This window comes from Pseudomonas pharyngis, assembly GCF_021602345.1.
In the GTDB taxonomy this organism is placed as follows: domain Bacteria; phylum Pseudomonadota; class Gammaproteobacteria; order Pseudomonadales; family Pseudomonadaceae; genus Aquipseudomonas; species Aquipseudomonas pharyngis.
The window spans coordinates 26,444-53,196 of record NZ_BQID01000024.1 but is presented as its reverse complement, the minus strand read 5'-3'; the positions used below and the strand labels follow the sequence as shown (position 1 = coordinate 53,196).

The window sequence follows — 26,753 nt, the reverse complement described above, 5'->3', positions numbered from 1 at the left end:
CAGGCTTCGATGAACTGAAGCGATCCACTATCGAAACCTACTTAACTCATTGAATCTCAAGGAGTTTTCCGTTTCGACTGCGCCGGAAGTGGGGCGAATTATAGAGACTCAGAATCTGCCGTCAACCATTAATTTGAGTTTCCTATCAAGAGAAGGAAAAAGACCGCTTCTTTATAGACGGGGGCTTGGCGAGTGCGCACTATATTGCCCAATACAACAGCTACTCTTCGGATGATGCCACGCAATGAACGATCAACCTCGCAGCCTTGCCTCAACTCTGTTCCCGGTTGGCCTGCTATTAATAGCCATGGCATCAATCCAGTCCGGCGCTTCGCTGGCCAAAAGCATGTTCCCTATCGTTGGAGCCCAAGGTACTACTACCCTTCGCCTGATCTTCGCCAGCGTGATCATGCTGTTATTGCTCAAACCCTGGAGAGCGAAGCTGACAGCCAAATCACTGCGCACAGTGATTATCTACGGGATGGCACTAGGCGGCATGAACTTCCTTTTCTATATGTCGTTGCGCACCGTTCCGCTCGGCATCGCAGTCGCGCTGGAGTTCACGGGTCCGCTGGCAGTCGCTATCTATGCCTCGCGTCGCGCGATCGACTTTCTTTGGATTGCCCTGGCTGCCATCGGCTTGTTGCTGTTGATACCGACCGGCGCCACGGCAACGGGTATCGATCTGGTCGGTGCAGGTTATGCGCTGGGAGCCGGCGCGTGCTGGGCGTTGTATATCCTGTTTGGCCAGAAGGCCGGCGCAGATAACGGCGTGACCACTGCGGCACTTGGTGTGATGATCGCAGCTCTGTTCGTCGCCCCCATAGGCATCGTCCACGCCGGCAGCGCACTGCTGACACCCGCATTGATCCCCATCGCTATCGGGGTCGCGATCCTTTCCACAGCTCTCCCCTACACACTGGAAATGGTCGCCCTCACCCGCATGCCCGCCCGCACCTTTGGCACGCTTATGAGCATCGAACCGGCCTTCGGCGCACTCTCGGGTCTGCTTTTCCTTCAGGAATACCTCTCTTTGTCACAATGGATGGCGATCCTGTGCATTATTCTGGCCTCCGTAGGAGCAACCATGACGATGGGCAGCACCTCTAAACCCGCCATCGCGGCAGATTGAAAGAGGATTTTACGAAGGTCTGGCAATTGGCGTTCATTTAGGCCATGTTTAGCCTCGCAACCCAATGCCAGACATGGATTTTTTCGGATAGGGATATCGGAACGCTTCAAGCGAGAGCGCATACAGGCAGACCCGAGCGTCAGACTCGAGGCGGCCATAAGGATGGTAATGAAACGAATTTTGATACTGATCGCCATACTCGCCGTTGCGGGCTGCGCGGCGACGTCGAAGACCCACGTAAAACACGGCAAGAAAGGGCTGCACATCAACTGTTCGGGGTTGTCCTCCTCTTGGGACAAGTGCTACGCCAGCGCCGCGAACTCTTGCGCGCCGAAGGGCTACAAGGTCATTGCAAAATCTGGCGACACCGTAGAAGAGCCAGGTGATTATCCCTTTGGCCTCAACCCCGCCGGCTATACCAGCCGCAGCATGATCGTCATCTGCAAATAAATCATCGCCCCTACTGCGTTCGCGAAGCGGCGAGCTGGATCCCGATCTCTTCACGACAGGAATCCAGCACCCGCTGCTGAATCCTGGGCGACGCCAGCATACGCGACACCACCAGTGCCCCGACGCATTGCGACAGAATTGCCCAGGCCAGGCTGTCACTTTCCAGAATTTGCGCCCAACTCTCCTGAAGCTTGCAAATCCACAGCTCAGCCTGTTCCCGCACAACGACGTCCGACCGCGCAATCTCGGCGCCCAGAGCCGGTAATGCACAGCCCAGTTCAGGCTGCTCGACATGAGCCATTTTCAGATACAGCTTCAGGCACCGCTCCAGCCGTTCGCGATCCTGCGCACCCTGCCCGCCCAACCGCTCCAGACTCTGGCATAACTCGCGCTCGACGATAGCCGCGAACAGAGCATCCTTGGACGAGAAGTGGCTGTAAAACGCCGCCCCACTCAGGCCGATCGCCTTCATCAGACCATCGACGCCCATTGATGAAAACCCATTTTTTTTCGCAGACAACGAGCTGCTTTGCAGGAGCTTTTCTTTGGTTTCCAGCTTATGACCGGCGGAATACCGCATGTTCTGTCCTCACATTGAGTGCCTTGACGCTGAGCAAATCCTAGCATAACGTTCGTTCACTTAACGATCGTTTACTAAAGGGATCCACCCATGAATAACAAGAAGGTCGTGTTGGTTGTCGGCGCAGGTGACGCCACGGGCGGCGCCATTGCTAGGCGGTTTGCCAAAGAAGGTTTCATCGCTTGCGTCACGCGGCGCAGCGCCGACAAATTACAGCCCTTGGTGGAAGCCATTCAGATGGACGGCGGTGAAGCCCACGGTTTTGCCTGCGATGCGCGCAAGGAAGAAGACGTAATTGCGCTGATTGAAGATATCGAAACCCGCCTCGGACCGATTGAAGCATTCGTTTTCAACATCGGCGCCAACGTGCCCTGCAGCATTCTTGAAGAAACCGCTCGCAAGTATTTCAAGATCTGGGAGATGGCCTGTTTCTCCGGGTTTCTCAATGCCCGGGAAGTCGCCAAACGGATGGTGACCCGCCGTCGCGGCACGATCCTGTTTACGGGTGCCACCGCTGGTCTGCGGGGCGCCTCGGGTTTTGCCGCATTCGCGGGAGCCAAGCACGGTATCCGGGCTCTGGCACAAAGCATGGCCAGAGAGCTCGGCCCGATGAACATTCATGTCGCCCACGTTGTGGTCGACGGTGCCATCGATACCGATTTCATCCGCGACAACTTCCCTGACAAATATGCCACCAAAGATCAGGACGGTATCCTCGACCCCGAACACATTGCCGAGAACTACTGGTATCTGCATAGCCAGCCACGGGACGCCTGGACGTTCGAGCTGGATCTGCGCCCGTGGAACGAACGCTGGTAATCCCACCAAGAACAAAAACAGAGTGCAGCGAACATGAGCAAAACCGTGGAGTTCTATTTTGATCTCGGCAGCCCCGCCACCTACCTGGCGTATACCCAACTGCCGAAAATCTGCGCTGAAACCGGCAGCCAGTTGATCTACATTCCGTTATTGCTGGGCGGCGTCTTCAAAGCCACCGGCAACGCGTCGCCGGCAATGATCCCGGCCAAGGGTCGTTACATGTTTCAGGACCTGGACCGCTACGCCAAACGCTACGGCGTGCCCCTGAAATTCAACCCGCATTTCCCGATCAATACCCTGATGTTGATGCGCGCGGTCACAGGCATTCAACTGCGTTATCCGGATCGCTTCCTGGCATTCATCGATTGCCTGTTCAAAGCGCTGTGGGTTGAAGGCCGCGCCCTCGATGAGCCGGCAACAGTTGCCGCCGTGCTGACCGAACATGGCTTCAATCCTGAAGAAGTACTGGCGTTGACCAACGATGAAGCGGTCAAGGCTACGCTCAAGGACAACACCGAAACCGCCGTGAAGCGTGGCGTCTTCGGTGCGCCGAGCATGTTCATCGACAATCAGTTGTTCTTCGGTCAGGACCGGCTCGACTTCGTTGTGGAAGCCCTGCGCTAAATCTCCACAACCACACCAGTCCGCCTGGGTCAACGCGTTTGTCGACTTCATAACCCAGGCGCTGGCCGCAGCGCCCGAGCTTCAACCTGTTAAATAGCGGCAGTACGGGTGTTCAACCAATCCAGCGCCGCGCCATCAAGCAACGGGCTCAGGCGCTCGCGCACTTCGGCGTGATAGGCGTTGAACCACTGCCTCTCTTCCTGCGTCAGCAACGAGGGCTCCAGGCAGCGAGTGTCGATCGGGCACAGGGTCAGGGTTTCGAACTTGAGGAATTCGCCGAACTCACTGCTTCCCGCTTCAACGTTCATCGCCAGGTTCTCGATCCGCACACCCCAGCGGCCCGGACGATAAGTGCCCGGCTCGATGGAGGTGATCATTCCAGGCTGCATAGCGGTTTGTGGCGCCGGCGCCGCCTGATAGGCGATCACCTGCGGACCTTCATGCACGTTGAGGAAGTAGCCCACGCCGTGACCGGTGCCGTGACCGTAGTCCACGTTTTCGGCCCAGATCGGCGCACGGGCAATCGCATCCAGTAACGGCGACAGAATGCCTTTCGGGAAATGCGCGCGGGACAAGGCGATCACGCCCTTCAACACCCGAGTGCAGTCACGTTTCTGCTCTTCACTCGGCGTACCGACCGCCACCATCCGCGTAATGTCGGTGGTACCGCCCAGGTATTGGCCACCGGAATCAATCAGCAGCAAGCCGTCACCCTCGATCACTGCGTGTTCTTCCGGAGTGGCGTGGTAGTGCGGCATCGCACCATTGGCGTTGAACGCAGCGATGGTGTTGAAACTCAGCGACACATAATCCGGGCGACGCTCCCGGGCGGCGGTGAGTTTTTCGTCGATGGTCAGTTCGGTAATGCGCTCACGACCCCAGGCCGAATCCAGCCAGGTGAAAAACTCGCACAGCGCCGCGCCGTCCTGCTCCATCGCCTGACGGATGTGTGCGGCGTCCGCCAGGCTCTTCTGCGACTTGGCCAGTGTGGTCGGGTTCAGGCCTTCGACCAGTTTCACGCCAGTGTCGAGGTTATCCAGCAGACCGCTGGTGACCCGCGCCGGATCCACCAGCAGGCTCGCGCCACTCGGGATCGCCCGCAAGGCGTCAGCGACTTCGCTGTAATCGCGCAGGACCACGCCGTCTTTTTCCAGCACTGCGCGCAGCTCAGCATCGACCTTGCTCAGTGCCACAAAAAGCGTGGCTTGTTGCTGGCTGATCAGCGAGAAGGAAACGAATACCGGGTTGAACGACACATCGCCGCCGCGCAGGTTGAACAGCCAGGCGATATCGTCGAGGGTGGCAATGAAGTGCCAGTCGGCACCGCGTTCCTGCAAAGTCTCGCGCAGTTTGCCGAGTTTCTCGCCACGGCTGACAGTCGCCTGCGGTGGCAGGTGCTGGTAGATCGGCGCGTTCGGCAGCGCCGGGCGATCACTCCAGACTTCCTTCAACAAGTCGATGTCGGTACGCAGACTGGCGCCCCGGGCTTCGAGCTTGCTGCCCAGCGTACGTGCCGACGCGACGGCCATCACCGCACCATCGACCGCGACCACGCCACCTTCCGGCGTCTGCTCGGCCAGCCAGTCCAGCGGGCTCGGCTGACCCGGTTGCAGTTTCACCAGTTCGATACCGCTGCCCTTGAGTTCCTTGGTCGCCTGTTCCCAGTAACGGCTGTCAGCCCAGACCCCGGCGAAATCGTTGGTGACAATCAACGTGCCGACCGAGCCATGGAACCCCGACAGCCATTGCCGGCCCTGCCAGTAACCCGGCAAGTATTCCGACAGGTGCGGGTCGGCGGACGGCACCAGCAACGCATGGATACCTTCGCGACGCATCAATTCACGGGTGTGCGCGAGGCGCTGGGGAACCGTTCCTTCGGTCAAAGTCTGGGTACTCATCATGTCTCCTGCCAATCACTGCATCGTTATTGTTCGTAGCCGTCAGGTCGGCTGGTTAAAGTCCTGTCGCCCAGAATGCCGGAGCACTGGCGCAGGCGGTCTTGATCAGTTCTACAGCCTTGTCGATGTCCTCGGCGGTGGTGAAACGGCCGAGGCTCAGGCGAATGGTACGGCCGGCCAGGTGCGCGTCATGCCCCAATGCCAGCAAGACGTGGGACGGCGCGTTGCTGGCGGAATTGCAGGCCGAAGTCGCGGAAAACGCGATCGAATGGCTCAGCGCCACCGGGTTGAACTCGCCTTCGCTGAAGGTCAGGCTCAAGGTGTGCGGGATACGTTGGGTGCTGCTGCCGTTAAGGCGCACGCCGGGCAGGCTCAAGAGTTGTTCGAGCAGTCGCTCGCGCAGCGCGACGATGGTCTTTTTCTCGTCATCGAAAGCCTCGGCGGCCAGGGCAAACGCCGAGCCCATGGCAGCAATCTGGTGAGTCGCCAGCGTACCGGAACGCAAGCCGCCCTCGTGCCCACCACCGTGAATCTGCGCCTGCAAACGCTGTTGCGCACGCGGGCCGACGTACAGCGCACCGATGCCTTTGGGCCCGTAGAGTTTGTGCGCCGAAAACGACATCAGATCGACCGGCCATTGCGCCAGATCGATCACGACCTTGCCGGCGCCCTGGGCCGCATCGACGTGGAACAACGCCCCGCGCCCACGCACCACTTCGCCGATGGCCGGGATGTCGTTGACGGTACCGAGTTCGTTGTTGACCAGCATCAGCGACACCAGAAAGGTGTCTTCACGCATCGCTTCGCTGACCGCTTGCGCGGTGATCAGGCCTTCGGCGTCGGGCACCAGATAGGTCACGGCGACACCGGCATCCTGTAATTGCCGGGCGGTATCGAGGATAGCCTTGTGTTCGATCTGACTGGTGATGATGTGCCCGCCGGACATACCACGGGCCTGGGCCACGCCTTTCAGTGCAAGGTTGTTGGATTCGGTGGCGCCGGAGGTCCAGACGATCTGCTGCGCCTGGGCGCCGACCAGTTCGGCGACTTGCCGGCGAGCGTTCTCCACCGCTTGCCGGGCCTGCTGGCCGAAGGCGTGGGAACTGGAAGCCGGGTTGCCGAAATTACCGTTGAAACCCAGACACTCGATCATCACCTGGATGACCCGCTCGTCCACCGGGGTGGTGGCGGCGTAATCGAAATACAGCGGACGTGTGTTCATAAAAAGACTCGCAGAGCGTGTTCCGGGATCAGGAGGCTCGTGTCTGCAAACGGCACGACGCAGCCTTGTGAGCTGCGTCCGGGTTCGAGAGCGTCATCAATACCTGATCGGAGGCTGTTAAAGAAGAACAACTTCATTTAAAAGTGCGTAGGAACGCTCCTGAACGCGACTTTAACAGGCATCGGGCCGGCGGTTGTAGCGCTGCGTCAGCTAAAGCTTTCAAGGAGTAACGGATACAGCGAAATCACCAGCAGCGCTGCCATGCCCCAGTTGAACAGCCGCAACCAGCGGCGATCCTTGAGCACGTTGCGCAGCAAGGCCCCGCACGCCGCCCAGACGCCGACGCTCGGCAGGTTGATGATGGCGAACACCGCCGCAATCACGATCACGTTGGTGAAATAGCCCTGCATCGGCGTGTAGGTGCTGATGGCACCAATGGCCATGATCCACGCCTTGGGGTTGACCCACTGGAAGGCTGCCGCGCCGAGATAGCTGATCGGTTTCGCCTCGCCCTGCTCGCTGTCGCCGACCGGGCCGGAGTGAGCGATTTTCCATGCCAGGTACAGCAAGTACGCCGCGCCGACATAACGCAGGATCGTATAAAGCAGCGGATAGGTCTGGAATACCGCGCCCAGGCCAAAACCCACCGCCACCACCAGCACGAAGAAGCCGCAGGTAATGCCAAGCATATGAGGGATGGTGCGGTTGAAACCGAAGTTCACGCCCGATGCCAGCAACATGGTGTTGTTCGGCCCCGGTGTGATCGAGGTGACAAGGGCAAACAGGGCGAAGCCCAGCAACAGGTCGAGCGAGAGGGTCATGGCAGGCAGTCCGTCAGGGTCATTCAGGTGTTGACCCTATCCCACGGCGCCGCGCAAACCCACGGACAGTTGGATAAAACTTCGAGCAGTACAGTTAGCGATCAGCTAGGACGACCGTGCAGCTGTACGGCCCGCTCGGCGCTCATCTCACCCTTGTTATCAAACCCGAAAGTCTTCTGTGGCTGGCCAAGCAGTTGGGCTTTCTTCGCGTGGTATTCCTCGAACGACAAGCCGCTGCGGTTCAAGTTTTCCAGCGCCAGTTCGCGGGTTTCTTCCGCCGTGTAAGGGCGCAGTTCCGGAGAAACGTGGCTCGCGCAACCAGCGAGAACGGAGACAGCGAGCATCAGGGAAACAGTCAGTAAACGATTCATGGGAGCGTCCTGGCGAGCAGTGTGGGTCGATGGAGAAAGGCTACGCCCGGGCACGCTTTGGCAGAAATCAACGCTCTCAATAGTGGCTATCAGAATTCGGGCAGGATTCGCTTTGTATATTCCTATAAGGCCTATCAATATCAATTAACAGTCTTTTACGGAATAACAGTCAGCCTTTATAAATCCTTCATCGCGTTCGGCACTGTTGCTCCAGCAACTGTTTCCCAGGCAACAGCGGTTCAACAAACCCGCCTGAAAGTCACACGAGCACAGCCGCCGACAACGCTCAAAGCCCCTGAATACGGGCCTTACAGGAATTGGTACAGCGCTTGCTCTGCTCCAGTGACTACTCACTGCTCGTCGAGCAACTGTTGAAAAAGGAACTGACCATGTCGCGTCCACTGAAAGTCGTCGCCCTGTCCGGCGGAACCTGGCGTCCGTCCCGCACCCTGGTGCTGACCCAGGCCCTGCTGGCCGAATTGTCCGGGCACTTGCCGGTCGAGAGTCATCTGATCGAACTCGGCGACATCGCCCGCCCACTTGGCGCCGCGCTGTCGCGTCAGGAGTTGCCGGCCGAGATCGAAGCCGAGCTGCAAGCCATCGAACAGGCTGACCTGCTGATCGTCGCCGCGCCGGTCTATCGCGGTTCCTATCCTGGATTGCTCAAGCATCTGTTCGACCTGATCGACCTGAATGCGCTGATCGACACACCAGTGCTGCTCGCCGCCACCGGTGGCAGCGAACGCCATGCGCTGGTCCTCGATCACCAGTTGCGCCCACTGTTCAGTTTCTTCCAGGCCGTGACCCTGCCGATCGGCGTGTACGCCACCGAAGCTGACTTCGCCGACTACCAGATCACCAGCGAACCGCTCAAGGCGCGCATCCGTCTGGCCGCCGAACGCGCCGCGCCGCTGTTCGGCACTCACATCAAACCGTTGCTGAAAATCGCCTGAGGAGCTGTTCATGGATGTTTTCTGGTTCCTGCCGACCCACGGCGACGGTCACTATCTGGGCACCACCCAAGGCGCGCGCCCGGTCACCCTCAATTACCTGAAGCAGGTGGCGCAAGCCGCCGACAGCCTCGGCTACTACGGCGTACTGATTCCCACCGGTCGTTCCTGCGAGGATTCGTGGGTGATCGCCTCGGCGCTGGTGCCGCTCACCGAACGCCTGCGTTATCTGGTGGCGATCCGTCCGGGAATCATCTCGCCGACCGTCTCGGCGCGCATGGCCGCGACCCTGGATCGACTGTCCAACGGCCGCTTGCTGATCAACGTTGTGACCGGTGGCGATCCGGACGAAAACCGTGGCGACGGCAGCTTCCTCTGCCACAGCGAACGCTACGAAGTCACCGATGAATTCCTCAAGATCTGGCGCCGGGTGCTGCAAGGCGAAGCGGTAGATTTCGAAGGTAAACACCTGAAGGTACAGAACGCCAAGGCGCTGTATCCGCCGGTGCAGAAACCCTATCCGCCGCTGTACTTCGGCGGGTCCTCCGACGCGGCCCACGATCTGGCCGCCGAGCAGGTCGACGTGTACCTGACCTGGGGCGAACCACCGGCCGCCGTCGCCGAGAAACTCGCCGACGTGCGTGAACGCGCCGCCCGCCACGGGCGCAAGGTGAAGTTCGGCATTCGCCTGCACGTGATCGTGCGCGAGACCGCCGAAGAGGCCTGGAAAGCCGCCGACAAACTGATCGAGCACATCAGCGACGAAACCATTGAAGCCGCGCAGAAATCCTTTTCCCGCTTCGACTCCGAAGGCCAGCGGCGCATGGCCGCTCTGCACGACGGACGCCGCGACAACCTGGAAATCGCCCCCAACCTGTGGGCCGGCGTCGGACTGGTGCGCGGCGGTGCCGGTACCGCATTGGTCGGCGATCCGCAGCAAGTGGCAGCGCGGATCAAGGAGTACGCGGATCTGGGCATCGAGAGTTTCATCTTCTCCGGCTATCCGCATCTCGAGGAGGCCTACCGCTTTGCCGAGCTGGTCTTCCCGCTGTTGCCCGAGCCGTACGCGAGCCTGGCCGGACGCGGCGTGACCAACCTCACCGGGCCGTTCGGCGAAATGATCGCCAACGATGTACTGCCCGCCAAAGCCAACGCCTGAGGAAGATCGAGTGACTGCCAAACCGCAAAGCACCCTGCTCTCCCCGTTGCAGACCGCCCGCCAACTGGCCGCCGAATTTGCCCTGACCGCCGTCGAGCGCGACGAGCGTGGCGGCACACCGAAAGCCGAACGTGACGCCCTGCGCGACAGCGGTCTGCTGGCCCTGAGCATTCCCACTCGTTACGGCGGCCTCGGCGCGCGCTGGAGCGAAACCCTGGAAGTCGTGCGCGAGTTCGCCAAGGTCGACAGCTCGATCGCCCACGTCTTCGGTTTTCATCATTTGATGCTCGCCACCGTGCGCCTGTTTTCCCGCCCCGAACAATGGCAACCGTGGTTCGAACAGACCGCGCGGCAGAACTGGTTCTGGGGCAACGCGCTCAACCCGCTGGACACCCGCACCGTGGTCAAGGATCTGGGCGGCTGGCGCGAGTTTTCCGGCAAGAAGAGCTTCTGCTCCGGCGCCAGCGATTCGCAGATGCTGATCGCCTCGGCGGTGGACGAAAGCAACGGCGGCAAACTGTTGATCGCGGCGATCCCCAGCGGCCGCAGCGGCATCACCCTGCATAACGACTGGAACAACATCGGCCAGCGCCAGACCGACAGCGGCAGCGCGACGTTCGAACGGGTGCGGGTCGAAGAGTCGGAACTGCTGCTGGATCCGGGTCCGTTGAGCACACCGTTCGCCTGCTTGCGCCCGTTGATCGCGCAACTGACGTTCACCCACATGTTTCTCGGCATTGCCGAAGGGGCCTTTGAAGAGGCGCGGCAATACACCCTCAGCGAAACCCGTGTCTGGCACAAATCCTCGGTGCGCGAGGTGCGCGAAGATCCTTACGTGCTGGCCCATTACGGCGAGTTCTGGGTCGCCCTCGAAGGCATTCGTCTGCTGGTGGAACGCGCCGCCGCGTTGCTCGACGAGGCCTGGGCCAAAGGCCCGAACCTCAGTGCCGAAGAACGCGGTCATCTGGCCACGGCAATTGCCACGGCCAAGGTCGCCGCCAGCCGACAAGGCCTGGAGATTTGCAGCCGATTGTTCGAAGTCACCGGCGCCCGCTCGACCCACGCATCGCTGCGCCTCGACCGACACTGGCGCAACCTGCGCACGCAAACCCTGCACGACCCGCTGGATTACAAGCTCCACGAGCTGGGCGACTGGGCGCTGAACCAGTCCCTGCCGGTGCCGACGTTCTATTCCTGATTTTCTTTCGTGGAGCGAGACCCCATGCAACTGCTGACCCTGCCGCCTTCACCCGCCCTGGCCACCTCAATCCGCGCCACCGCTCAGGTGTTCGAAGACCCGAAATCCCAGGCCCTGCTCGCGCATCTGCAACAGGTCGCACCGAGCGAAGCCAGCGTGCTGATCATCGGCGAAACCGGCACCGGCAAGGAGTTGGTAGCGCGGCACATCCACAACCTGAGCAACCGGCGCAACCGGCCGTTCATTGCAGTCAACTGCGGGGCGTTTTCCGAATCGCTGGTGGAAGCCGAACTGTTCGGCCACGAAAAAGGCGCCTTCACCGGCGCCCTCAGCGCCAAGGCCGGGTGGTTTGAAGAGGCGGATGGCGGCACCCTGTTCCTCGATGAAATCGGCGATCTGCCGATGGCGATCCAGGTCAAATTGCTGCGGGTGTTGCAGGAGCGTGAAGTGGTGCGCCTGGGTTCGCGCAAGAGCATTCCCATCGATGTGCGAGTGTTGGCAGCGACCAACGTGCAACTGGAGAAAGCCATCAACGCCGGACATTTCCGCGAGGATCTGTATTACCGGCTGAACGTGGTCAATCTGGAGCTGAGCCCGTTGCGCGACCGACCCGGCGACATCCTGCCGCTGACCCGGCATTTCATCGAGGCCTACAGTCAGCGTCTGGGTTACGGGCGCGTCACCATCAGCCCCGGCGCCGAACACAAACTGCGCGGCTATAGTTGGCCGGGCAATATCCGCGAACTGGAAAACGTCATCCACCACACGCTGCTGATCTGCCGTAACGGCGTGATCGAGCGCGACGATCTACGTCTATCCAACCTGCGCATCGATCGTCCCGACGATCAGCACGCGACCGCCGACGACTCACCGGAAGCGCTGCTGGAACGCGCCTTCCAGAAACTGTTCGAGCAACAGGCCGGCGCCCTGCATGAGAAGGTCGAGGACGCATTGCTGCGCGCGGCCTATCGCTTCTGCCATTACAACCAGGTGCACACCGCGTCCCTGTTAGGCCTGAGCCGTAATGTCACCCGCACGCGACTGATCAAAATCGGCGAACTGGCGGTGAACAAGCGGCGGCCCACGGAAAACCTGCAAGGCGAGCGCTTGATCCAGCTGTCGATCTAACCAACCAGTTGACAGTGCAAGCCGTCGTCATAGCTGCGGGCTATGCTGCTCAGCACCTGGAATGAACCGAAGGTCACGGTGCGCGCCTGATGGGTGCGGATCAGTTGCCAGAAATCCTGCTCGCCGGTTTCGAAACTCTGAAACGCCGCCTCCCCCGCCTCGCGGGACTGCCATTGCAGAAAGCTCAACACTCGCCGGCCATCGTCGCTGGCCTGGACGCTGGCGCTGACGAAGCCGGCGTAACGCTGGGCCAGACGTTCGGTCTGCACGGCCAGCGCCGAGACCAGCGCCGGTTGCTGGCCGGGTTCGATTTCAAATTCGATCAATTGGGTAAAGCTGCGGTTTTTCACTGGTGCTTGCATGAGATCCCCACTCTGTCAGACGAATCTTGCGATTCGAAGGCCTGCAGGGTAAAACCTCGAGTTAACTAGAGGTCAAGGGGCATTTTGCAAATGATCACTGCGGAAAATCTGCACAAGCAATTGACCGTCGGCGAAGTCGCGGCCCGCAGCGGTGTGGCCGTCACCGCCCTGCACTTTTATGAATCGAAAGGCTTGATCAAGAGCCAGCGCAATGCCGGCAACCAGCGGCGCTATCCACGGGAAGTACTGCGGCGGGTGGCGTTGATCAAAGTGGCGCAACGCCTGGGCATTCCACTGGCGGAAATCGGCGAGGCGTTGAAGCAGTTGCCGGACAATCGCGCGCCAACGGCAGCGGACTGGAAAGTGCTGTCGGAGCAGTGGCGGCGGGAGCTGGACGAGCGGATCAATCAGTTGATGCTGCTGCGTGACCGGCTGACCGGTTGCATCGGTTGCGGATGCCTGTCGATGGAAGCCTGCCCGCTGCGCAATCAGGGCGATGTGCTGGGCGAGCAAGGGCCGGGGGCGCATTTTCTCGACGTTCCCAAGTGAGGGCTCCCATGCCACGGGAGCCCTCGGATCTATCGATCAGAAACCCGGCGCAATCTGCCCTTTGTAGCGGGTCAGAATGAACTGACGCACTTCATCGGAATTCAACGCCTTGGCCAGTTTCTGCAGGCCCGGGTCATTGATGTTGTCGGGACGCGCGACCAGAAACTCGATGTACAGGCTCTTGCCCTTCTCGACGATCAGCGCGCTGTTGGTGTCGATCCCGGCTTCCAGCGCGTAGTTGGCGAACACGAATGCCAGATCCACCTGACTCACTGAACGGGCCAGCAACGCGCCCTCCAGTTCACGGATTTTCAGGTGTTTGGGGTTTTCGACGATATCGCGCTGGGTGGCCAGGGTGTTACTCGGATCCTTGAGTTTGATCAGCCCGGCCTCGTGCAACAGCACCAGCGCGCGACCGGTGTTCACCGGGTCGTTGGGGATCGACACGCTGGCGCCGTCCTTCAGCTCCGAAATGTTCTTGATCTTGGTCGAGTAAGCCCCGAACGGTTCGATGTGCACGCCGACCACCGGCACCAGATCGGTGTGGCGAGTCTTGTTGAAATCATCGAGAAACGGCCGGTACTGGTAGTAGTTGGCGTCGAGGTTTTTCAGCGCCAGTTGCTGGTTGGGCTGGATGAAGTCGGTGAAGACCTTGATGTCCAGATCCACGCCTTCCTTGGCCAGGGTCGGTTTGACGAACTCGAGGATTTCCGCGTGCGGCACCGGGGTGGCACCGACGATCAGTTTTTCGTTGGCATGGGCGCCGAACGACAGAACGGCAGCCAGAACGGCCAGGGTCTTTTTCATGCTGTGCTCCAAGGCAGATTTGAGTGGCCGTCGTGGGGTGAACGTGGGGCCTTTATGGGTTGAACTTGTTTTTTCAGCGTCGGCTGTAGTGCGCCACCAAGCGGTCGCCGGTCATTTGCAGGGCCTGCACCAGAATCAGCAGCAACACTACGGTGACCACCATCACGTCGGTCTGAAAGCGCTGATAGCCGTAGCGGATCGCCAGATCGCCGAGCCCGCCGCCACCGATCACGCCGGCCATCGCCGTGTAATCCACCAGCACGATGGCGGTGACCGTCACCGCTGCCAGCAACCCGCCGCGGGCCTCCGGCAACAGGGTGTGGCGGATGATCTGCCAGGTGTTGGCACCCATGGCCTGGGTCGCCTCGACCACGCCGCGATCGACTTCGCGCAGAGCGGTTTCCACCAGTCGCGCGAAGAACGGTGTGCAACCGACGACCAGCGGCGGAATGGTTCCGGGCACGCCCAGTGACGTGCCCACCAGCAACGTGGTCAGCGGAATCAGCACGATCAGCAAAATGATGAATGGCAGCGAACGCAGCATGTTCACGATCACTGACAGAACCCGGTACAGGCCGACGGTTTCATGCAGCTGGCGCTTGCCGGTGAGAAACAGCAGCAGCCCCAGCGGCAATCCCAGCAGCACCGTAAACAGCAGCGCCGCGCCGAGCATGCTCAGGGTGTCGAGACAGGCCTGGGCGATGTCGGCCCAGTAAATGTGTTTGAACCACTCGGCCATGATCAGGACCAGTCGTGGCGCGGTGGTTTGACGCCGTTGAGCAGCCAGTTGCCGACCACGTGGTATTTCCAGCGCACCGGGTCATGCAGGGTGTGGACCCGGGCGTTGCGCCAGTGGCGGTCGAAGTTGTGCTTTTTCAGGGTCGAGCGGGTACCGCCGAGTTCGAACAGCTTGTTGCTGGCCTCGATGGCGATTTCGGTGGTCAGCACTTTAGCCTTGGCCACGGCCAGCGAGGCCAGCGCGACGTTGTCTTCATCAGGCGCCGGACGTGCGGCGTCGAGCGCCCAGCCGGCGCGTTCAAGCAAGGCTTCGGCGGCTTCCAGACGGATTTCCAGTGCGCCGATCTGAATGATGGTCAACGGATCTTCACTGGCCTTGTCCACACCTGCATCGATCCATGGCCGCGCAAACTGGCGGACGAATTCCACGGTATCGCGCAACGCTGCCCGGGCAATGCCGGCGTCGATGGCGGCGGTGGTCAACTGGGCGAACGGCCCGGCCAGGGTCGGGCTCTCGTAGGAACGGTACGTCGCAAACAGATTGAAGGGCGCCACTTGCAGATTTTCCGCCAGCACCGTGCCGCTGGAAGTAGTGCGCTGACCGATGCTGTCCCAGTCGTCGACGATCACCAGCCCTTTCGTACCGCGCTCGACGAAGGCCAACTGGCCCTTCTGCTCTTCATCCAGCGCCAGCACCGCCAGCCAATGGGCGTAGAGCGAACCGGTGCAGTAGCCCTTGCGACCGTTGATCACGAAGCCGTCGCCATAACGGCGGAGGGTCGCCTGAATGTCCTGCACGTTCTTGCCGCCGGTTTCCGACAGCGCATTGGCGAAACGATGACCTTGCAGCGCCAGCTCAAAGAAATGCGCCTGCTGGGCCGGGGTGCCTTGCAGGCGGATGTCTTCGAGCAGGCAGTAATGGTTTTGCGGAATCTGCCCGAGGGACGGATCGGCGGCGGAAATGATCGCGATTACCTGGGCCAGTACCGCAAAGGACACCTGCGCGCCGCCGTATTCCTTCGGCACGGTGATGCCCCACAGGCCACTGTTGGAAAACAGGTCGACGATCTCGGCGGGCACTTCGCGGTTGCGGTCACGCTCGGCGGCGTGTTCCTGCAAGACGGCGGCGACCTGCACAGCCACGCGCAAGGCTTCGGCGTCGTCGGCGATCCGGTGGGCGGCCGGCGGGTTGATCGGATAAACGGCAGATTCAGACATGGATGACTCTCAGTATCGGTGTTGTACCGGGTCATTGCAGCTTCCGTGCCTGACGCAAAGGCCTTGTTTTACGGGGGCTGCAGCGGAACTTCAGGGCGTCTGGCGATGAAAACCCGCGCACTCTGTTGCTTCGCTGTCGATGGCTGAACAGTGGGAGGCCTGCTCGTCGGCTACTCGGTCACGACGGCGGCACGGATCTATAGTTGAGCGACCGGCAATCCCGGCGAAGGCATACCTCAATCTCTAATAAAAACCAGGCAACAAATAACAGGGAGTACCGCCATGAGCGTCAAACCCATTCCCGAGGGGTATCACAGCATTACCCCGTACCTCGGCATTCACAAAGCTGCCGAAGCCATCGATTTCTATAAAAAGGCGTTCGGTGCCACCGAAGTCATGCGCCTGAGCATGCCCGACGGCGGCATCGGCCACGCCGAACTGCGCATCGGCGACAGCGCGATCATGCTCGGCTCGCCGTGCGATCAAGGGCCGTTGAGCAATCCGGACAACGCAGTGTCGGTCGGCCTGCATCTGTACGTGACCGATGTGGACAAATCCTTCCAACGCGCACTGGAGGCCGGCGCCACCTCAGTGTCCGAGGTCAAGGATCAGTTCTACGGCGACCGCAGCGGCACGTTGAAAGATCCGTACGGGCATCTGTGGTTCCTGGCCTCGCGCAAGGAGGACCTGACCCAGGCGCAGATCGAGCAGCGGGCCAAGGAAATGTTCCAGCAGAGCTAACTACGCCGAGTGTCCATTCCCGCGCGGCGCGCGGGGATGGGCGAACACGATTCATGAACCGTCGAATCACGCATCACGTCTTGTCATGAACGCCCGGCGATTTCAGGATGCAGGCCACTCGCCTGAATAAAGGATCACCCGATGTTTGCCGGATTCGTCAAAGACCAGCGCCACGTCAACGGTGTGGAGATCAGCTACCGCCTCAAAGGCAGCGGCCCCGGCCTGCTGCTGTTGCACGGGCACCCGCAGACCCACGTCATCTGGCACAAGATCGCCGAGCAACTGGCGGAGCACTTCACGGTGATCGCCGCCGACCTGCGCGGTTATGGCGACAGCTGTCGCCCGCCGGCCGATGAGGCTCACCTCAATTACTCCAAGCGCGAGATGGCCCGCGACGGCGTGGAATTGATGAAGGCGTTGGGTTTCGAGCACTTCTCGATCCTTGCCCACGACCGTGGCGCGCGGGTTGCCCATCGCCTGGCGCTCGATCATCCCGAGGTTGTGCAGCGCATGGTCCTGCTCGACATCGCGCCAACGCTGGCGATGTACAGCCAGACCAATGAAGCCTTTGCCCGCGCCTATTGGCACTGGTTCTTCCTGATCCGCCCGGCGCCGTTGCCGGAAACTTTGATCGAAGCCGACCCCGAAGGTTATCTGCGCAGCGTCATGGGCAGTCGCAGCGCCGGGCTTGCACCCTTTACCGACGAGGCGTTCAGTGAGTACCGGCGTTGCCTGGAACGTCCCGGCAGTGCTCGGGGGATCTGCGAGGATTACCGCGCCAGTGCCGGCATCGACCTGGAACATGATCGCGCCGACATCACGGCTGGTCGTCACCTGACCCTGCCGTTGCTGGTGCTGTGGGGCGCCGAGGGCACCGTCGGTCGCTGCTTCAATCCGCTCGGGGAATGGCAGCAGGTTGCCACCGATGTACGCGGCAAGGCCCTGCCGGCCGGGCATTACCTCGCCGAAGAAGTGCCCGAACTGGTGCTCGCCGAGGCGCTCGACTTTCTCCGCTGATTCCCCTCCTCGATCCGGCGGAATCTGCCGTCGGACCGCTTCGCCTCCCCCGCAGAAATTCGCCCACGCGGCATCAAGATGTAATCGCGAAACATTTACTTTCATATCGTTCATCGGGAATTGCTTCGGTCATCCGTCTTATAGAGATGCGGGCCGGTCGCGTAGGCAAAAGCCACGACCGGCCTTTCAGGGACTCCCGTGCTGCGAAGCCCGTAGTACCGCTCCCTCTCACTGAATCAAGACCCGTCATCATGTCGAAGAAATCCCGCTCGAAACTGTGGTTCCTGGTACACAGCTGGCTGGCATTGCCGATCTGGTTTTTCGTTCTGATCGTCTGCGTCACCGGCACCCTGGCAGTGGTCAGCCAGGAAATCGTCTGGCTGGCCAACCCGCAAATGCGCGCCAGCGCGCCGTCCGACGACGCACCATTGCTCAGCTACGACCAGATCCTCGCCGAAATCAAAAAAGCCGAACCGCAGACAGTGGTGCAAAGCATCAACCGTCCGGACGAGTCGCACTTTGCTCTCGACGTCGACGTCAGCTATCCCGACGGCCGCTCGCTGACCGTCTACGTCAACCCGTACACCGGCGTGATTCAGGGCACGGCACCGAGCTTCAACTTCAAGGCGTTCACCCGCGCACTGCATGGCTGGTGGCTGGTGCCGTTCACCAACGGCTTCAGCTGGGGCTGGTATCTGGTGTCGTTCCTCGGCCTGCCGATGCTGGCTTCGCTGGTGACCGGGCTGGTGGTGTACAAGCGCTTCTGGAAGGGTTTTTTCCGCCCGACCCTGCGCTTCAATCACGGCGCACGGATCTTCTGGGGCGACTTCCACCGCTTGAGCGGCATCTGGTCGATCTGGTTCATCGCGGTGATTTCGATCACCGGCACCTGGTTCCTGATTCAGGCGCTGCTGTTTGACAACCAGATTTCCATTTCCAGCGAGCCGATCGTCCCGGCCATGTCCCGCGAAGCCGTGCCACAGTCCAACGATGGTTCGCCACCACCGCGTATCAGCCTCGACCGCGCCATCGAAATCGCCCAGACGAAAATCCCCGGCTTCGAAGCCAGCTTCATCAGCCTGCCGGGCAATGCCTACGCGCACCTGGATATCGGCGGTCGCGGCTGGTACCCGCTGATGTACCAGACCGCCACGCTCAACCCATACAGCGGTGAAGTGGCGGCTTCGCGGCTGTTGTCCGATCGCACGTCGCTGGAGTTCGTCACCGAATCCATGCGCCCGCTGCACACCGGTGACTTCGGCGGTCTGTGGATCAAGCTGATCTGGTTCTTCTTCGGCCTGCTGCTGAGCATGATGGTCCTCAGTGGCCTGCTGATCTGGACCAAGCGCACCGCGCTGGCCACCGCCAACGCCCTCAAGCGCGAGCACAAGAAACAGCGCGTGCAGGCACAACCGGCCCTGCGCCGTGAAACCTCGGAGGCCAATCTGTGAGCAAATCCACTATCGTGGCTCAGCCTTCACGGCTGAGCGTGATCTGGCACAAATGGCGCTTCCACATCAACGTGCTGTTGCTGCTGATCCCCTTGGGCTTCATGCCCAAATACTTCGCCGATGCCTCGCTGTTTCGCGGTGACAGCGGACTGGGTGAACGGGAGATCGGCGAAATCCAGGTCGGTCCCTGGAGCCTGCGACTGGCCGAACTGCGTAATCAGGCACCGATCCTGACCGGCCCCGCCGGCTACATGAAAGATTTCAGCGCCGCCCTCTGCGACGCCTGCGTTGACCACGTCAAGGCGACGTATCTGCGCATCGGCAAACCTCGCAGCCTGCGCGCGGCCGGGGTGATTTTCTTCGGCACGCCGTACCGCATGGGCACCCAGTTGCCGGTTCCGGAAAAGACCGCTGCCGACGCCGAACTGTGGATCACCATGGAAGGCTGGGACGGCAGCATGCATCAAGCCTCGATTCCGCTGAGCCAGGCCTCGCCTGCCACCCTCGCCTGGCTGAACAAACAAGGAGCCAAACCATGAGCCACGCCCAACGCCCCTTTCGCCTGCACCTGAGCGCCGCATTGCTGGCACTGTCTGCCGGTTTCAGCACAGGCGCTCTGGCCCACAACCCGATGTGCGAGTGCAAGGCCATCGATGCCGAGCAGATCAAATGCACCGGCGGTTTCTCGGACGGCAGCGGCGCGCCGGGGGTGACCCTCGATGTGATCGGCTACGACGAAACCATCCTCGTGCCGGGCAAGCTCGGCGCCGACTCGACCCTGACCTTCAAGAAACCCGGCGCCGAGTTCTACGTGCTGTTCGACGCCGGCCCCGGCCACGTGGTCGAAATTGACCAAGCGGATATCGAAGCCCCATGACCACGCCGACTACCCAGGTTGTCCGCCCGGCCGGTGCCGGGCACGAAACCCTCAATGTGCTGCTGATGTGCCTGCTGATCCTCGCGATTGCCGGCTCGGTAGTGACATGGCGCGGCGTTTCCCACGAACCGGAGCCGGTCTCCAGCCATCAACTGGATGCCCGTCGCGACCTTGGCGCCAGCGAGCAGGGCATCTATGCCGATCTGCGCGTGACCCTCGACGAGATCCGCCTGCTGCGTGAAGAACAGCAAACGCTGCCAAGCCCGCAGAACCTGGCCGATGAAGGTTTTGCACCGTTCGCCCAGGACGCCAGCTCGGTCAGTCGTGGCGGCCATGCCTGGCAGTTGCTGGCCGACCGCGCCTACTTCGGCCACAGTCAGGCACCGGCCGTGGCCGGTTCGTTTCTGATGCGCCTGAACGACGCCGCGCCGGACATCTGGCTCAACCGCGCCACCGACCTGCAAGCGCCGAAAGACCTGTCAGACGCAGCGCTGACCGCTGCCGGATGGAAACAGATCGTCGCGCAATTCGATGCCGGGGTGACCCGCGAACATCGTCATTGAACCCTCGCCTTCATTCGAGAGAAGACCGCTTGCCCATGCCTAGTTCATCTCAACGCCGTCCTTTCCTGCGCCTGCTGCTGATCGGTCTGTGCGCCTGCCTGCTGAGTCCGCTGGCCAGCGCCGATCAGGCCAAGCGCCTGCGCATCGGCATCACCCTGCATCCGTATTACAGCTATGTGGCGAACATCGTCGGCGACAAGGCCGAGGTCGTGCCGCTGATTCCCGCCGGCTTCAACCCGCATGCCTACGAGCCGCGCGCCGAAGACATCAAGCGCATCAGCGGGCTGGATGTGATCGTGCTCAACGGCGTTGGCCATGACGACTTCGCCGACCGCATGATCGCCGCCAGCGAAACGCCGAACATCAAGACCATCGAAGCCAACGAAAATGTGCCGTTGCTGGCCGCCACCGGGGTTGCCGCGCGCGGTGCCGGCAAAGTGGTGAACCCGCACACGTTCCTGTCGATCAGCGCCTCGATTGCCCAGGTCAACAACATCGCCCGGGAGCTGGGCAAGCTCGACCCGGACAACGCCAAGACCTACACCCAGAACGCCCGCGCCTATGGCAAACGCCTGCGGCAGATGCGCGCCGACGCCCTGGCCAAGCTGACCCAGGCACCGAACGCCGAACTGCGAGTGGCCACAGTGCACGCCGCTTACGACTACCTGCTGCGCGAGTTCGGTCTGGAAGTCACCGCCGTGGTCGAGCCGGCCCACGGCATCGAGCCGAGCCCGAGCCAGTTGAAGAAAACCATCGACCAACTGCGCGAGCTGGACGTGAAAGTGATCTTCTCCGAGATGGACTTCCCCTCCACCTACGTCGAAACCATCCAGCGTGAATCCGGCGTGAAACTTTACCCGCTGTCGCACATTTCCTACGGCGAATACACCGCCGACAAATACGAAAAGGAAATGACCGGCAACCTCAACACCGTGGTTCGAGCGATTCAGGAGTCCGGCGCATGACAGCTCAGGAAAACCTGTCGATAGCCAGCAGCGGCCCGACCCTGGATTTCGCTGACGTCAGCCTGACCCTCGGCCGCACGACGATTCTGGACAAGGTCACCTTCCAGGTGCAGCCCGGCAGCGTGCATGCGCTGGTGGGCCCCAACGGCGGCGGCAAGAGTTCGCTGATCAAGACCCTGCTCGGGCAGATGCCCCATCAGGGCCGGCTCAGTCTGCAATGGCCCGGCGAGCCCGGCACCATCGGCTACGTGCCGCAGGCGCTGGAGTTTGATCGCGGCCTGCCCATGACCGTCGACGACTTCATGGCCGCCATGTGTCAGCGTCGCCCGGCCTTCCTCGGCTTGAGCAAACGCTACGCCGGCGCCATCGGTGATGCGCTGGAGCGAGTCGGCATGCAGGACAAACGCAAGCGCCGGATGGGTGCGCTGTCCGGTGGCGAACGCCAGCGGGTATTGCTTGCCCAGGGCCTGATTCCAGCGCCGCAATTGCTGGTGCTGGATGAGCCGATGTCGGCCCTCGACGAAGCCGGGATCCAGGTGTTCGAGCGTTTGCTGGGCGACTGGCGCGCGGCGGGCATCACCGTGCTGTGGATCGAGCACGACCTGGAAGCGGTCGGGCGTCTGGCCAATCGCGTCACTGGCCTTAACCGCCGGGTGCTGTTCGACGCCACGCCGCAACAGGCCCTGACCCCGGAACGTCTGCTTACCCTGTTTTCGACCCATCCACGGAGCGCTGCCTGATGAGTTACGAAGCCTTTCGTTTGACGGTGCAAGGCTGGGCCTCTTCCGGTTATCTCCCGGAAGCCCTGGCCTACGGGTTTGTGGTCAACGCGCTGCTTGCCGGTCTGCTGATCGGCCCGGTACTGGGTGGCCTCGGCACGCTGGTGGTGGTCAAGCGCTTCGCGTTTTTCTCCGAAGCGGTGGGCCACGCGGCGTTGACCGGCGTGGCCATCGGCATCCTGCTCGGCGAACCCTACACCGGGCCGTACGGCAGCCTGTTCGGTTACTGCCTGCTGTTTGGCATTCTGCTCAATTACCTGCGCAACCGTACCGGGCTGGCCCCGGACACATTGATCGGCGTGTTCCTGTCGGTGTCCCTCGCTTTGGGCGCCAGCCTGCTGCTGATTCTGGCGGGCAAGATCAACGTGCACATTCTGGAAAACGTGCTGTTCGGCTCGGTGCTGACGGTCAATGGCAACGACCTGCTGGTGCTGGCGATTGTCGGCTCGCTGGTCATGGCGCTGGCACTGCCGCTGTACAACCGGATCATGCTCGCCAGCTTCAACCCGCAACTGGCGGCGGTGCGTGGCGTCGCGGTGAAGACCCTGGATTATCTGTTCGTGATTCTGGTGACACTGATTACGGTTGCCGCGGTGAAAGTCATCGGCGCGATTCTGGTCGGTGCACTGCTGGTGATTCCGGCGGCGGCCGCCCGCTTGCTCAGCCAGTCGCTCAAGGGCTTTTTCTGGTGTTCAGTGCTGATTGCCACGGTCAGTACGCTGTGCGGGATTCTCGCGCCGATCGTGTTCGACCTGCCGATTCCGTCCGGTGCCGCGATCATTCTGGTCGCCGGTATCGCCTTCGCCCTCGCCGCGATTGCCCGGGGCGTCGTCCCCAGTCTGAAAGGGAACCTTGGATAAATGGCTTTTTCATTGCGACAACTGACCCTGGCCATCGCCCTCAGCGGCGCGGTTTCGAGCCCTCTGCTGGCGGCCGAGAAACCATTGCGGGTGCTGGCCTCGTTGCCGATCACTTATGGTCTGGGCGAAGTCCTGCTCAAAGGCACCGACATCAGCCTCGAACGCGCAGCACCGGCCAACCTGCCAGGCAGCCGCCAGACCGCCTACTTCACCGGTCGCGGCGCCCCGGCGCTGAGCAAACTGGCCACGGGCGCCGATGCAGTGATCGGCGTGCGCTCGCTGTGGGCCGATGATCCGCTGTACCCGATCGCCCGCCGCAGCAACATCCGCATCGTCGAAGTCGATGCTGCCCGCCCGGTGGACGGCGCCCTGCCCGGCATTGCCGTGCAACCGGGGCTCAAGGTCGACGGCCTGAACAGCCAGCCGTGGCTGGCGAGCAACAACATGGGGCGCATGGCCGATGTGATGGCGGCGGATCTGGTGCGCCTGGCGCCGAAGGACAAACCGAAAATCGAGGCCAATCTGGCAGCACTGAAGCAGCGCCTGCTGAAACTCAGTGCCGACAGCGAGGCGCGTCTGGCCAGTGCCGACAACCTGAGCGTGATGAGCCTGAGCGATCACTTCGGTTACCTAATCGGCAGCCTCAATCTGGAATTGATCGGGCAGGACGCTCGACCGGATGCCGAATGGACGCCGGAGGATCTGAAAAAGCTGACCGCGACCCTGAAAGACCATGACGTGGCGGTGGTGCTGCACCATCGCCAGCCGTCGGACGCGGTGAAAGCGGCGATTGCCGAATCGGGCAGTCAACTGCTGGTGCTGAGCACCGATGCAGCGGATCCGGTGGCAGAGCTGGAAGGGAATGTGGATGTGCTGCTCAAGGGCTTGAGCGGCGCCTGAGGTTCAGTGATCGTTCCCACGCTCTGCGTGGGAATGCCTCATTGGACGCTCCGCGTCCGCTTCGGAAGGGACGCGGAGCGTCCCGGGCTGGATTCTCACGCAGAGCGTGGGAACGATCGAATGCCGGACATGAAAAAACCCGCTGACTGATTCCAGTCCAGCGGGTTTCTTTTTGTCTGGCGCCTTACTGGGCGGCTGCTTGCGCTTCCATCTTCTGGCGCAGGCTCAGCGGACGCATGTCGGTCCAGACTTCTTCGATGTAGGCCAGGCATTCCTTCTTCAGGCCGCTCTTGCCCACAGTGCGCCAACCTTCCGGCACGGCCTTGTAGTCCGGCCAGATCGAGTACTGCTCTTCGTGGTTGACCACGACTTGAAAGAGGATGTCCTCGCGGTCGAATACTGACGTCATGCTATGTCTCCATCGCTGTAAGGGTGGGCTGCACGACGGTGCAGCCGGGTATGTAGAAAGAACGTTCGACGCGGCGAAAAATTTACAGGCCGGCGGTCGCAGCGCTCAACGCACGGCCGAAGATCTCGGCGACGCGGTCGATTTCCGCGGCGGTGATCACCAGCGGCGGCAGGAACCGCACCACCGCACCGTGACGCCCGCCCAGCTCCAGAATCAGCCCGCGCTTGAGACATTCGCGCTGAATCAGCGGCGCCAGACGTGCGAAGGCCGGTGGATGCCCCAGCGCATCCGGTGCGCCGTTCGGATCGACCAGCTCAACACCGAGCATCAGGCCACGACCACGAATGTCGCCCAGTTGCGGGAAATCGCGCTGCAGAACGCGCAGGTGTTCGCTCAGGCGTTCGCCCATGGCGGCAGCGTGTTCGCAGACCTTGTGCTCGACCAGGTAACGCATCACCGCGGAGCCGGCGGCCATCGCCATCTGGTTGCCACGGAATGTACCGGCGTGGGCGCCCGGCTGCCAGGTGTCGAGCCAGTCGCGATAAACCACCACCGCCAGCGGCAGGCTGCCGCCGATGGCTTTGGACAGCACCACCACATCCGGCGTGATGCCGGCGTGTTCGAAGGCAAACATCTTGCCGGTGCGGGCGAAGCCGCTCTGGATCTCATCGATGATCAGTGCAACACCGGCTTTTTCGGTGATGCGGCGCAGACCGCGCAGCCACTCGATGTCCGCCGGGATCACACCGCCCTCGCCCTGCACCGCTTCGACGATGACAGCGGCCGGCAATTGCACGCCGGCTTCGGGATCATTGAGCAGGTTTTCCAGGTAGCTCAGATTGGCCTTCACACCCGCCGCGCCACCGAGGCCGAACGGGCAACGGTAGTCGTACGGGAAAGGCATGAATTGCACGCCGTTGCTGAGCAGCGCACCCAGCGGCTTTTTCGGCCCCAGGCTGCCCATCAGGCTCAAGGCACCCTGGCTCATGCCGTGGTAACCGCCGGAGAACGACAGCACGGTGCTGCGCCCGGTGGCGGTGCGCACCAGTTTCAGCGCGGCTTCCACGGCGTCGGTGCCGGTCGGGCCGCAGAACTGGATTTTCGCTTCCTTGGCCAATGCCGGAGGCAGCAGGCCGAACAGGTCCTGAACAAACTGATCCTTTACCGGCGTGGTCAGGTCCAGGGTGTGCAGTGGCAACTCATCGGCCAGTACCTGCTGAATGGCCTCGATCACTACCGGATGGTTATGCCCCAGCGCGAGGGTGCCGGCGCCGGCCAGGCAATCGATGAAGCTGCGGCCCTCGACGTCCTCGACGTACAGGCCCTTGGCGCGCTTGAGCGCCAGGGGAATACGACGCGGGTAGCTGCGGGCATTGGATTCCTGCCGGCTCTGACGGGCCAGCAACGGCGATTCATTGAACTGATACAGCGTTTCCGCCGGCGCGGAGGCGATCCGGGCCGACGACTCTTCGATAAGGCTGGTGGCGACTGACATCTCTCGACCCCTCAATACGCTATGGATAGTGACCAAAACTGCACACCGGGCAGGTGCGCGTTCCGGTCGCGGGGCGCACATGCAGGTTTTCCTGTTCTGGAAACGCACCAGCGTGTCGAGGATTTACACCCTTGATCGAATGTCAGGCCGACAATGCCAGCGGCTTGTGCATCGGCAGGGTCAAAACGCCGTGTTGCATGAAGGGAGACGCCGTTTCGCGATACCCCAGGCGCCGGTAGAACGCCGCGCCGGTTCGCGTGCTTGCAAGCGTGATGCATGGCCTGCCACGAATCCTCAGCCAACCCTCGAGATCGCCCATCAGCGCACGGCCCGCACCTCGGCGAAACCACTCCGGCTGCACGTGACAGAACATGACCTCGCCATGGGCTGCGGCCATGCCGACGCCGACGGGTTTGTCCTGCAGCAGCGCGATGTTCAGATAGTGATGGGGATCGGCGAGCCAGGCGCTGACGTGCTCCGCCGATTGTCGGCGGACCCAGCGGTCGACCAGTTGTGGGTCGTTGCGATGATCGAGCGCGCAACCGACGCGGATCGAACGCTCAAGGATCCTGCTGATGATGCCGGCGTCGGCGGGGGTGGCGGGACAGATATAGACGGGTGCTTCCATGGCGCTGTTTCCCTCAATCCATTGAGTCAAAGGCTGGGGCGA

Annotated in this window: 31 protein-coding genes; 19 read left to right on the top strand and 12 right to left on the bottom strand. The window is 61.7% G+C overall.

Annotation, left to right across the window (positions count from 1 at the left end; all coding sequences use genetic code 11):
• The first annotated feature begins 244 nt into the window (after window positions 1-244).
• On the top strand, window positions 245-1,132 hold the full coding sequence (gene rhtA, locus L6D74_RS28470; protein ID WP_064598184.1) for a threonine/homoserine exporter RhtA: 888 nt from the start codon (window positions 245-247) through the stop codon (window positions 1,130-1,132).
• 168 nt (window positions 1,133-1,300) lie between these two features.
• Entirely contained in the window at window positions 1,301-1,582 is a 282-nt protein-coding gene (locus tag L6D74_RS28465; protein ID WP_064598185.1) for a hypothetical protein, read from the top strand.
• Between the two features lie 10 nt (window positions 1,583-1,592).
• Here the strand turns inward: L6D74_RS28465 and L6D74_RS28460 are convergent, their stop codons facing one another.
• Entirely contained in the window at window positions 1,593-2,162 is a 570-nt protein-coding gene (locus L6D74_RS28460) for a TetR/AcrR family transcriptional regulator (protein WP_236191434.1), read from the bottom strand.
• Window positions 2,163-2,252: 90 nt separating this feature from the next.
• Between L6D74_RS28460 and L6D74_RS28455 the strand changes: the two genes are divergently transcribed.
• Both L6D74_RS28455 and L6D74_RS28450 read left to right on the top strand, forming a co-directional pair.
• Complete coding sequence (locus L6D74_RS28455; protein ID WP_064598189.1) at window positions 2,253-2,981, top strand: SDR family oxidoreductase; 729 nt, start codon at window positions 2,253-2,255, stop codon at window positions 2,979-2,981.
• Between the two features lie 33 nt (window positions 2,982-3,014).
• Window positions 3,015-3,605: a 2-hydroxychromene-2-carboxylate isomerase gene (locus L6D74_RS28450; RefSeq protein ID WP_236191432.1), complete on the top strand. Its 591-nt coding sequence runs from the start codon at window positions 3,015-3,017 to the stop codon at window positions 3,603-3,605.
• Between the two features lie 89 nt (window positions 3,606-3,694).
• Here the strand turns inward: L6D74_RS28450 and L6D74_RS28445 are convergent, their stop codons facing one another.
• The 4 genes from L6D74_RS28445 to L6D74_RS28430 form a co-directional block, all read right to left on the bottom strand.
• Window positions 3,695-5,503: an aminopeptidase P family protein gene (locus L6D74_RS28445; protein WP_236191430.1), complete on the bottom strand. Its 1,809-nt coding sequence runs from the start codon at window positions 5,501-5,503 to the stop codon at window positions 3,695-3,697.
• A 55-nt stretch (window positions 5,504-5,558) separates the two neighbouring features.
• Complete coding sequence (locus L6D74_RS28440) at window positions 5,559-6,725, bottom strand: aminotransferase class V-fold PLP-dependent enzyme (RefSeq protein WP_236191427.1); 1,167 nt, start codon at window positions 6,723-6,725, stop codon at window positions 5,559-5,561.
• Between the two features lie 206 nt (window positions 6,726-6,931).
• The gene (locus L6D74_RS28435) at window positions 6,932-7,546 is read right to left on the bottom strand and encodes a LysE family translocator (RefSeq protein ID WP_236191425.1); all 615 of its coding nucleotides are present in this window, start codon (window positions 7,544-7,546) and stop codon (window positions 6,932-6,934) included.
• 101 nt (window positions 7,547-7,647) lie between these two features.
• On the bottom strand, window positions 7,648-7,917 hold the full coding sequence (locus L6D74_RS28430; protein ID WP_064598197.1) for a hypothetical protein: 270 nt from the start codon (window positions 7,915-7,917) through the stop codon (window positions 7,648-7,650).
• 389 nt (window positions 7,918-8,306) lie between these two features.
• Here L6D74_RS28430 and msuE point away from each other — a divergent pair, with 389 nt between their 5' ends.
• The 4 genes from msuE to L6D74_RS28410 are packed head-to-tail and all read left to right on the top strand — an operon-like array spanning window position 8,307 to window position 12,352.
• A complete protein-coding gene (gene msuE / locus L6D74_RS28425; RefSeq protein WP_007955830.1) occupies window positions 8,307-8,870 on the top strand; it encodes an FMN reductase in 564 nt (187 codons plus the stop codon).
• A 10-nt stretch (window positions 8,871-8,880) separates the two neighbouring features.
• Complete coding sequence (ssuD, locus tag L6D74_RS28420) at window positions 8,881-10,026, top strand: FMNH2-dependent alkanesulfonate monooxygenase (protein ID WP_236191424.1); 1,146 nt, start codon at window positions 8,881-8,883, stop codon at window positions 10,024-10,026.
• A 10-nt stretch (window positions 10,027-10,036) separates the two neighbouring features.
• Entirely contained in the window at window positions 10,037-11,224 is a 1,188-nt protein-coding gene (locus L6D74_RS28415) for an acyl-CoA dehydrogenase family protein (protein WP_007955826.1), read from the top strand.
• 24 nt (window positions 11,225-11,248) lie between these two features.
• Entirely contained in the window at window positions 11,249-12,352 is a 1,104-nt protein-coding gene (locus L6D74_RS28410; protein ID WP_236191423.1) for a sigma-54 interaction domain-containing protein, read from the top strand.
• Here L6D74_RS28410 and L6D74_RS28405 read toward each other — a convergent pair.
• Complete coding sequence (locus L6D74_RS28405; RefSeq protein ID WP_236191422.1) at window positions 12,349-12,714, bottom strand: antibiotic biosynthesis monooxygenase; 366 nt, start codon at window positions 12,712-12,714, stop codon at window positions 12,349-12,351. The two genes, L6D74_RS28410 and L6D74_RS28405, sit on opposite strands and share 4 nt — an antisense overlap.
• A 90-nt stretch (window positions 12,715-12,804) precedes the next feature.
• Here L6D74_RS28405 and soxR point away from each other — a divergent pair, with 90 nt between their 5' ends.
• Window positions 12,805-13,263: a redox-sensitive transcriptional activator SoxR gene (gene soxR / locus L6D74_RS28400; protein WP_236191421.1), complete on the top strand. Its 459-nt coding sequence runs from the start codon at window positions 12,805-12,807 to the stop codon at window positions 13,261-13,263.
• 36 nt (window positions 13,264-13,299) lie between these two features.
• Here the strand turns inward: soxR and L6D74_RS28395 are convergent, their stop codons facing one another.
• From L6D74_RS28395 to L6D74_RS28385, 3 genes are all read right to left on the bottom strand, one after another.
• Window positions 13,300-14,070: a MetQ/NlpA family ABC transporter substrate-binding protein gene (locus tag L6D74_RS28395; RefSeq protein ID WP_039770347.1), complete on the bottom strand. Its 771-nt coding sequence runs from the start codon at window positions 14,068-14,070 to the stop codon at window positions 13,300-13,302.
• A 73-nt stretch (window positions 14,071-14,143) separates the two neighbouring features.
• A complete protein-coding gene (locus tag L6D74_RS28390) occupies window positions 14,144-14,809 on the bottom strand; it encodes a methionine ABC transporter permease (RefSeq protein WP_007955819.1) in 666 nt (221 codons plus the stop codon).
• A 2-nt stretch (window positions 14,810-14,811) separates the two neighbouring features.
• Window positions 14,812-16,026, bottom strand: a complete 1,215-nt coding sequence (locus L6D74_RS28385) for an SfnB family sulfur acquisition oxidoreductase (protein WP_236191420.1) — start codon at window positions 16,024-16,026, stop codon at window positions 14,812-14,814.
• A 282-nt stretch (window positions 16,027-16,308) separates the two neighbouring features.
• Between L6D74_RS28385 and L6D74_RS28380 the strand changes: the two genes are divergently transcribed.
• The 10 genes from L6D74_RS28380 to L6D74_RS28335 all read left to right on the top strand — a co-directional run bounded on the left by L6D74_RS28380 (window position 16,309) and on the right by L6D74_RS28335 (window position 24,179).
• Window positions 16,309-16,767 carry a VOC family protein gene (locus L6D74_RS28380; protein ID WP_064598209.1) on the top strand — a complete coding sequence of 153 codons (459 nt, stop codon included), beginning with the start codon at window positions 16,309-16,311 and terminating at the stop codon, window positions 16,765-16,767.
• 141 nt (window positions 16,768-16,908) lie between these two features.
• Window positions 16,909-17,784, top strand: a complete 876-nt coding sequence (locus tag L6D74_RS28375) for an alpha/beta fold hydrolase (RefSeq protein WP_236191419.1) — start codon at window positions 16,909-16,911, stop codon at window positions 17,782-17,784.
• 251 nt (window positions 17,785-18,035) lie between these two features.
• Entirely contained in the window at window positions 18,036-19,235 is a 1,200-nt protein-coding gene (locus L6D74_RS28370; protein WP_064598213.1) for a PepSY-associated TM helix domain-containing protein, read from the top strand.
• A complete protein-coding gene (locus tag L6D74_RS28365) occupies window positions 19,232-19,774 on the top strand; it encodes a thiamine pyrophosphate-binding protein (RefSeq protein WP_236191418.1) in 543 nt (180 codons plus the stop codon). Before L6D74_RS28370 ends, L6D74_RS28365 begins: the two co-directional genes overlap by 4 nt.
• Window positions 19,771-20,112, top strand: a complete 342-nt coding sequence (locus tag L6D74_RS28360) for a hypothetical protein (protein WP_236191417.1) — start codon at window positions 19,771-19,773, stop codon at window positions 20,110-20,112. Before L6D74_RS28365 ends, L6D74_RS28360 begins: the two co-directional genes overlap by 4 nt.
• Window positions 20,109-20,675, top strand: a complete 567-nt coding sequence (locus L6D74_RS28355) for a DUF6162 family protein (protein WP_064598218.1) — start codon at window positions 20,109-20,111, stop codon at window positions 20,673-20,675. Before L6D74_RS28360 ends, L6D74_RS28355 begins: the two co-directional genes overlap by 4 nt.
• A 35-nt stretch (window positions 20,676-20,710) precedes the next feature.
• Window positions 20,711-21,640 (top strand): metal ABC transporter substrate-binding protein, encoded by a 930-nt coding sequence (locus L6D74_RS28350; protein ID WP_064598220.1) that lies wholly within the window; start codon window positions 20,711-20,713, stop codon window positions 21,638-21,640.
• Window positions 21,637-22,380, top strand: a complete 744-nt coding sequence (locus tag L6D74_RS28345; RefSeq protein ID WP_064598222.1) for a metal ABC transporter ATP-binding protein — start codon at window positions 21,637-21,639, stop codon at window positions 22,378-22,380. The genes L6D74_RS28350 and L6D74_RS28345 overlap by 4 nt, the downstream gene beginning before the upstream one ends.
• A complete protein-coding gene (locus L6D74_RS28340) occupies window positions 22,380-23,279 on the top strand; it encodes a metal ABC transporter permease (protein WP_064598224.1) in 900 nt (299 codons plus the stop codon). The genes L6D74_RS28345 and L6D74_RS28340 overlap by 1 nt, the downstream gene beginning before the upstream one ends.
• The gene (locus tag L6D74_RS28335; protein WP_236191415.1) at window positions 23,280-24,179 is read left to right on the top strand and encodes a metal ABC transporter substrate-binding protein; all 900 of its coding nucleotides are present in this window, start codon (window positions 23,280-23,282) and stop codon (window positions 24,177-24,179) included.
• A gap of 184 nt (window positions 24,180-24,363) precedes the next feature.
• Here L6D74_RS28335 and L6D74_RS28330 read toward each other — a convergent pair whose 3' ends face one another.
• From L6D74_RS28330 to L6D74_RS28320, 3 genes are all read right to left on the bottom strand, one after another.
• Window positions 24,364-24,588, bottom strand: coding sequence for an MbtH family protein (locus tag L6D74_RS28330; RefSeq protein WP_007917715.1), 225 nt, complete (start codon window positions 24,586-24,588; stop codon window positions 24,364-24,366).
• 82 nt (window positions 24,589-24,670) lie between these two features.
• Complete coding sequence (locus tag L6D74_RS28325) at window positions 24,671-26,083, bottom strand: aspartate aminotransferase family protein (RefSeq protein ID WP_236191413.1); 1,413 nt, start codon at window positions 26,081-26,083, stop codon at window positions 24,671-24,673.
• Window positions 26,084-26,225: 142 nt separating this feature from the next.
• Window positions 26,226-26,711, bottom strand: coding sequence for a GNAT family N-acetyltransferase (locus L6D74_RS28320; protein ID WP_041475378.1), 486 nt, complete (start codon window positions 26,709-26,711; stop codon window positions 26,226-26,228).
• Between the last annotated feature and the right edge of the window lie 42 nt (window positions 26,712-26,753).

Coding starts and splice junctions, on each gene's coding strand:
- L6D74_RS28460 (WP_236191434.1), bottom strand. CDS start 2,162: ATGCGGTATTCCGCCGGTCATAAGCTGGAAACCAAAGAAAAGCTCCTG.
- L6D74_RS28410 (WP_236191423.1), top strand. CDS start 11,249: ATGCAACTGCTGACCCTGCCGCCTTCACCCGCCCTGGCCACCTCAATC.
- L6D74_RS28330 (WP_007917715.1), bottom strand. CDS start 24,588: ATGACGTCAGTATTCGACCGCGAGGACATCCTCTTTCAAGTCGTGGTC.
- L6D74_RS28455 (WP_064598189.1), top strand. CDS start 2,253: ATGAATAACAAGAAGGTCGTGTTGGTTGTCGGCGCAGGTGACGCCACG.
- L6D74_RS28370 (WP_064598213.1), top strand. CDS start 18,036: ATGTCGAAGAAATCCCGCTCGAAACTGTGGTTCCTGGTACACAGCTGG.
- L6D74_RS28390 (WP_007955819.1), bottom strand. CDS start 14,809: ATGGCCGAGTGGTTCAAACACATTTACTGGGCCGACATCGCCCAGGCC.
- L6D74_RS28360 (WP_236191417.1), top strand. CDS start 19,771: ATGAGCCACGCCCAACGCCCCTTTCGCCTGCACCTGAGCGCCGCATTG.
- L6D74_RS28395 (WP_039770347.1), bottom strand. CDS start 14,070: ATGAAAAAGACCCTGGCCGTTCTGGCTGCCGTTCTGTCGTTCGGCGCC.
- L6D74_RS28355 (WP_064598218.1), top strand. CDS start 20,109: ATGACCACGCCGACTACCCAGGTTGTCCGCCCGGCCGGTGCCGGGCAC.
- L6D74_RS28405 (WP_236191422.1), bottom strand. CDS start 12,714: ATGCAAGCACCAGTGAAAAACCGCAGCTTTACCCAATTGATCGAATTT.
- L6D74_RS28450 (WP_236191432.1), top strand. CDS start 3,015: ATGAGCAAAACCGTGGAGTTCTATTTTGATCTCGGCAGCCCCGCCACC.
- L6D74_RS28435 (WP_236191425.1), bottom strand. CDS start 7,546: ATGACCCTCTCGCTCGACCTGTTGCTGGGCTTCGCCCTGTTTGCCCTT.
- ssuD (WP_236191424.1), top strand. CDS start 8,881: ATGGATGTTTTCTGGTTCCTGCCGACCCACGGCGACGGTCACTATCTG.
- L6D74_RS28375 (WP_236191419.1), top strand. CDS start 16,909: ATGTTTGCCGGATTCGTCAAAGACCAGCGCCACGTCAACGGTGTGGAG.
- L6D74_RS28380 (WP_064598209.1), top strand. CDS start 16,309: ATGAGCGTCAAACCCATTCCCGAGGGGTATCACAGCATTACCCCGTAC.
- L6D74_RS28430 (WP_064598197.1), bottom strand. CDS start 7,917: ATGAATCGTTTACTGACTGTTTCCCTGATGCTCGCTGTCTCCGTTCTC.
- L6D74_RS28320 (WP_041475378.1), bottom strand. CDS start 26,711: ATGGAAGCACCCGTCTATATCTGTCCCGCCACCCCCGCCGACGCCGGC.
- L6D74_RS28340 (WP_064598224.1), top strand. CDS start 22,380: ATGAGTTACGAAGCCTTTCGTTTGACGGTGCAAGGCTGGGCCTCTTCC.
- L6D74_RS28440 (WP_236191427.1), bottom strand. CDS start 6,725: ATGAACACACGTCCGCTGTATTTCGATTACGCCGCCACCACCCCGGTG.
- L6D74_RS28335 (WP_236191415.1), top strand. CDS start 23,280: ATGGCTTTTTCATTGCGACAACTGACCCTGGCCATCGCCCTCAGCGGC.
- L6D74_RS28385 (WP_236191420.1), bottom strand. CDS start 16,026: ATGTCTGAATCTGCCGTTTATCCGATCAACCCGCCGGCCGCCCACCGG.
- soxR (WP_236191421.1), top strand. CDS start 12,805: ATGATCACTGCGGAAAATCTGCACAAGCAATTGACCGTCGGCGAAGTC.
- L6D74_RS28465 (WP_064598185.1), top strand. CDS start 1,301: ATGAAACGAATTTTGATACTGATCGCCATACTCGCCGTTGCGGGCTGC.
- L6D74_RS28325 (WP_236191413.1), bottom strand. CDS start 26,083: ATGTCAGTCGCCACCAGCCTTATCGAAGAGTCGTCGGCCCGGATCGCC.
- L6D74_RS28345 (WP_064598222.1), top strand. CDS start 21,637: ATGACAGCTCAGGAAAACCTGTCGATAGCCAGCAGCGGCCCGACCCTG.
- rhtA (WP_064598184.1), top strand. CDS start 245: ATGAACGATCAACCTCGCAGCCTTGCCTCAACTCTGTTCCCGGTTGGC.
- msuE (WP_007955830.1), top strand. CDS start 8,307: ATGTCGCGTCCACTGAAAGTCGTCGCCCTGTCCGGCGGAACCTGGCGT.
- L6D74_RS28350 (WP_064598220.1), top strand. CDS start 20,711: ATGCCTAGTTCATCTCAACGCCGTCCTTTCCTGCGCCTGCTGCTGATC.
- L6D74_RS28445 (WP_236191430.1), bottom strand. CDS start 5,503: ATGAGTACCCAGACTTTGACCGAAGGAACGGTTCCCCAGCGCCTCGCG.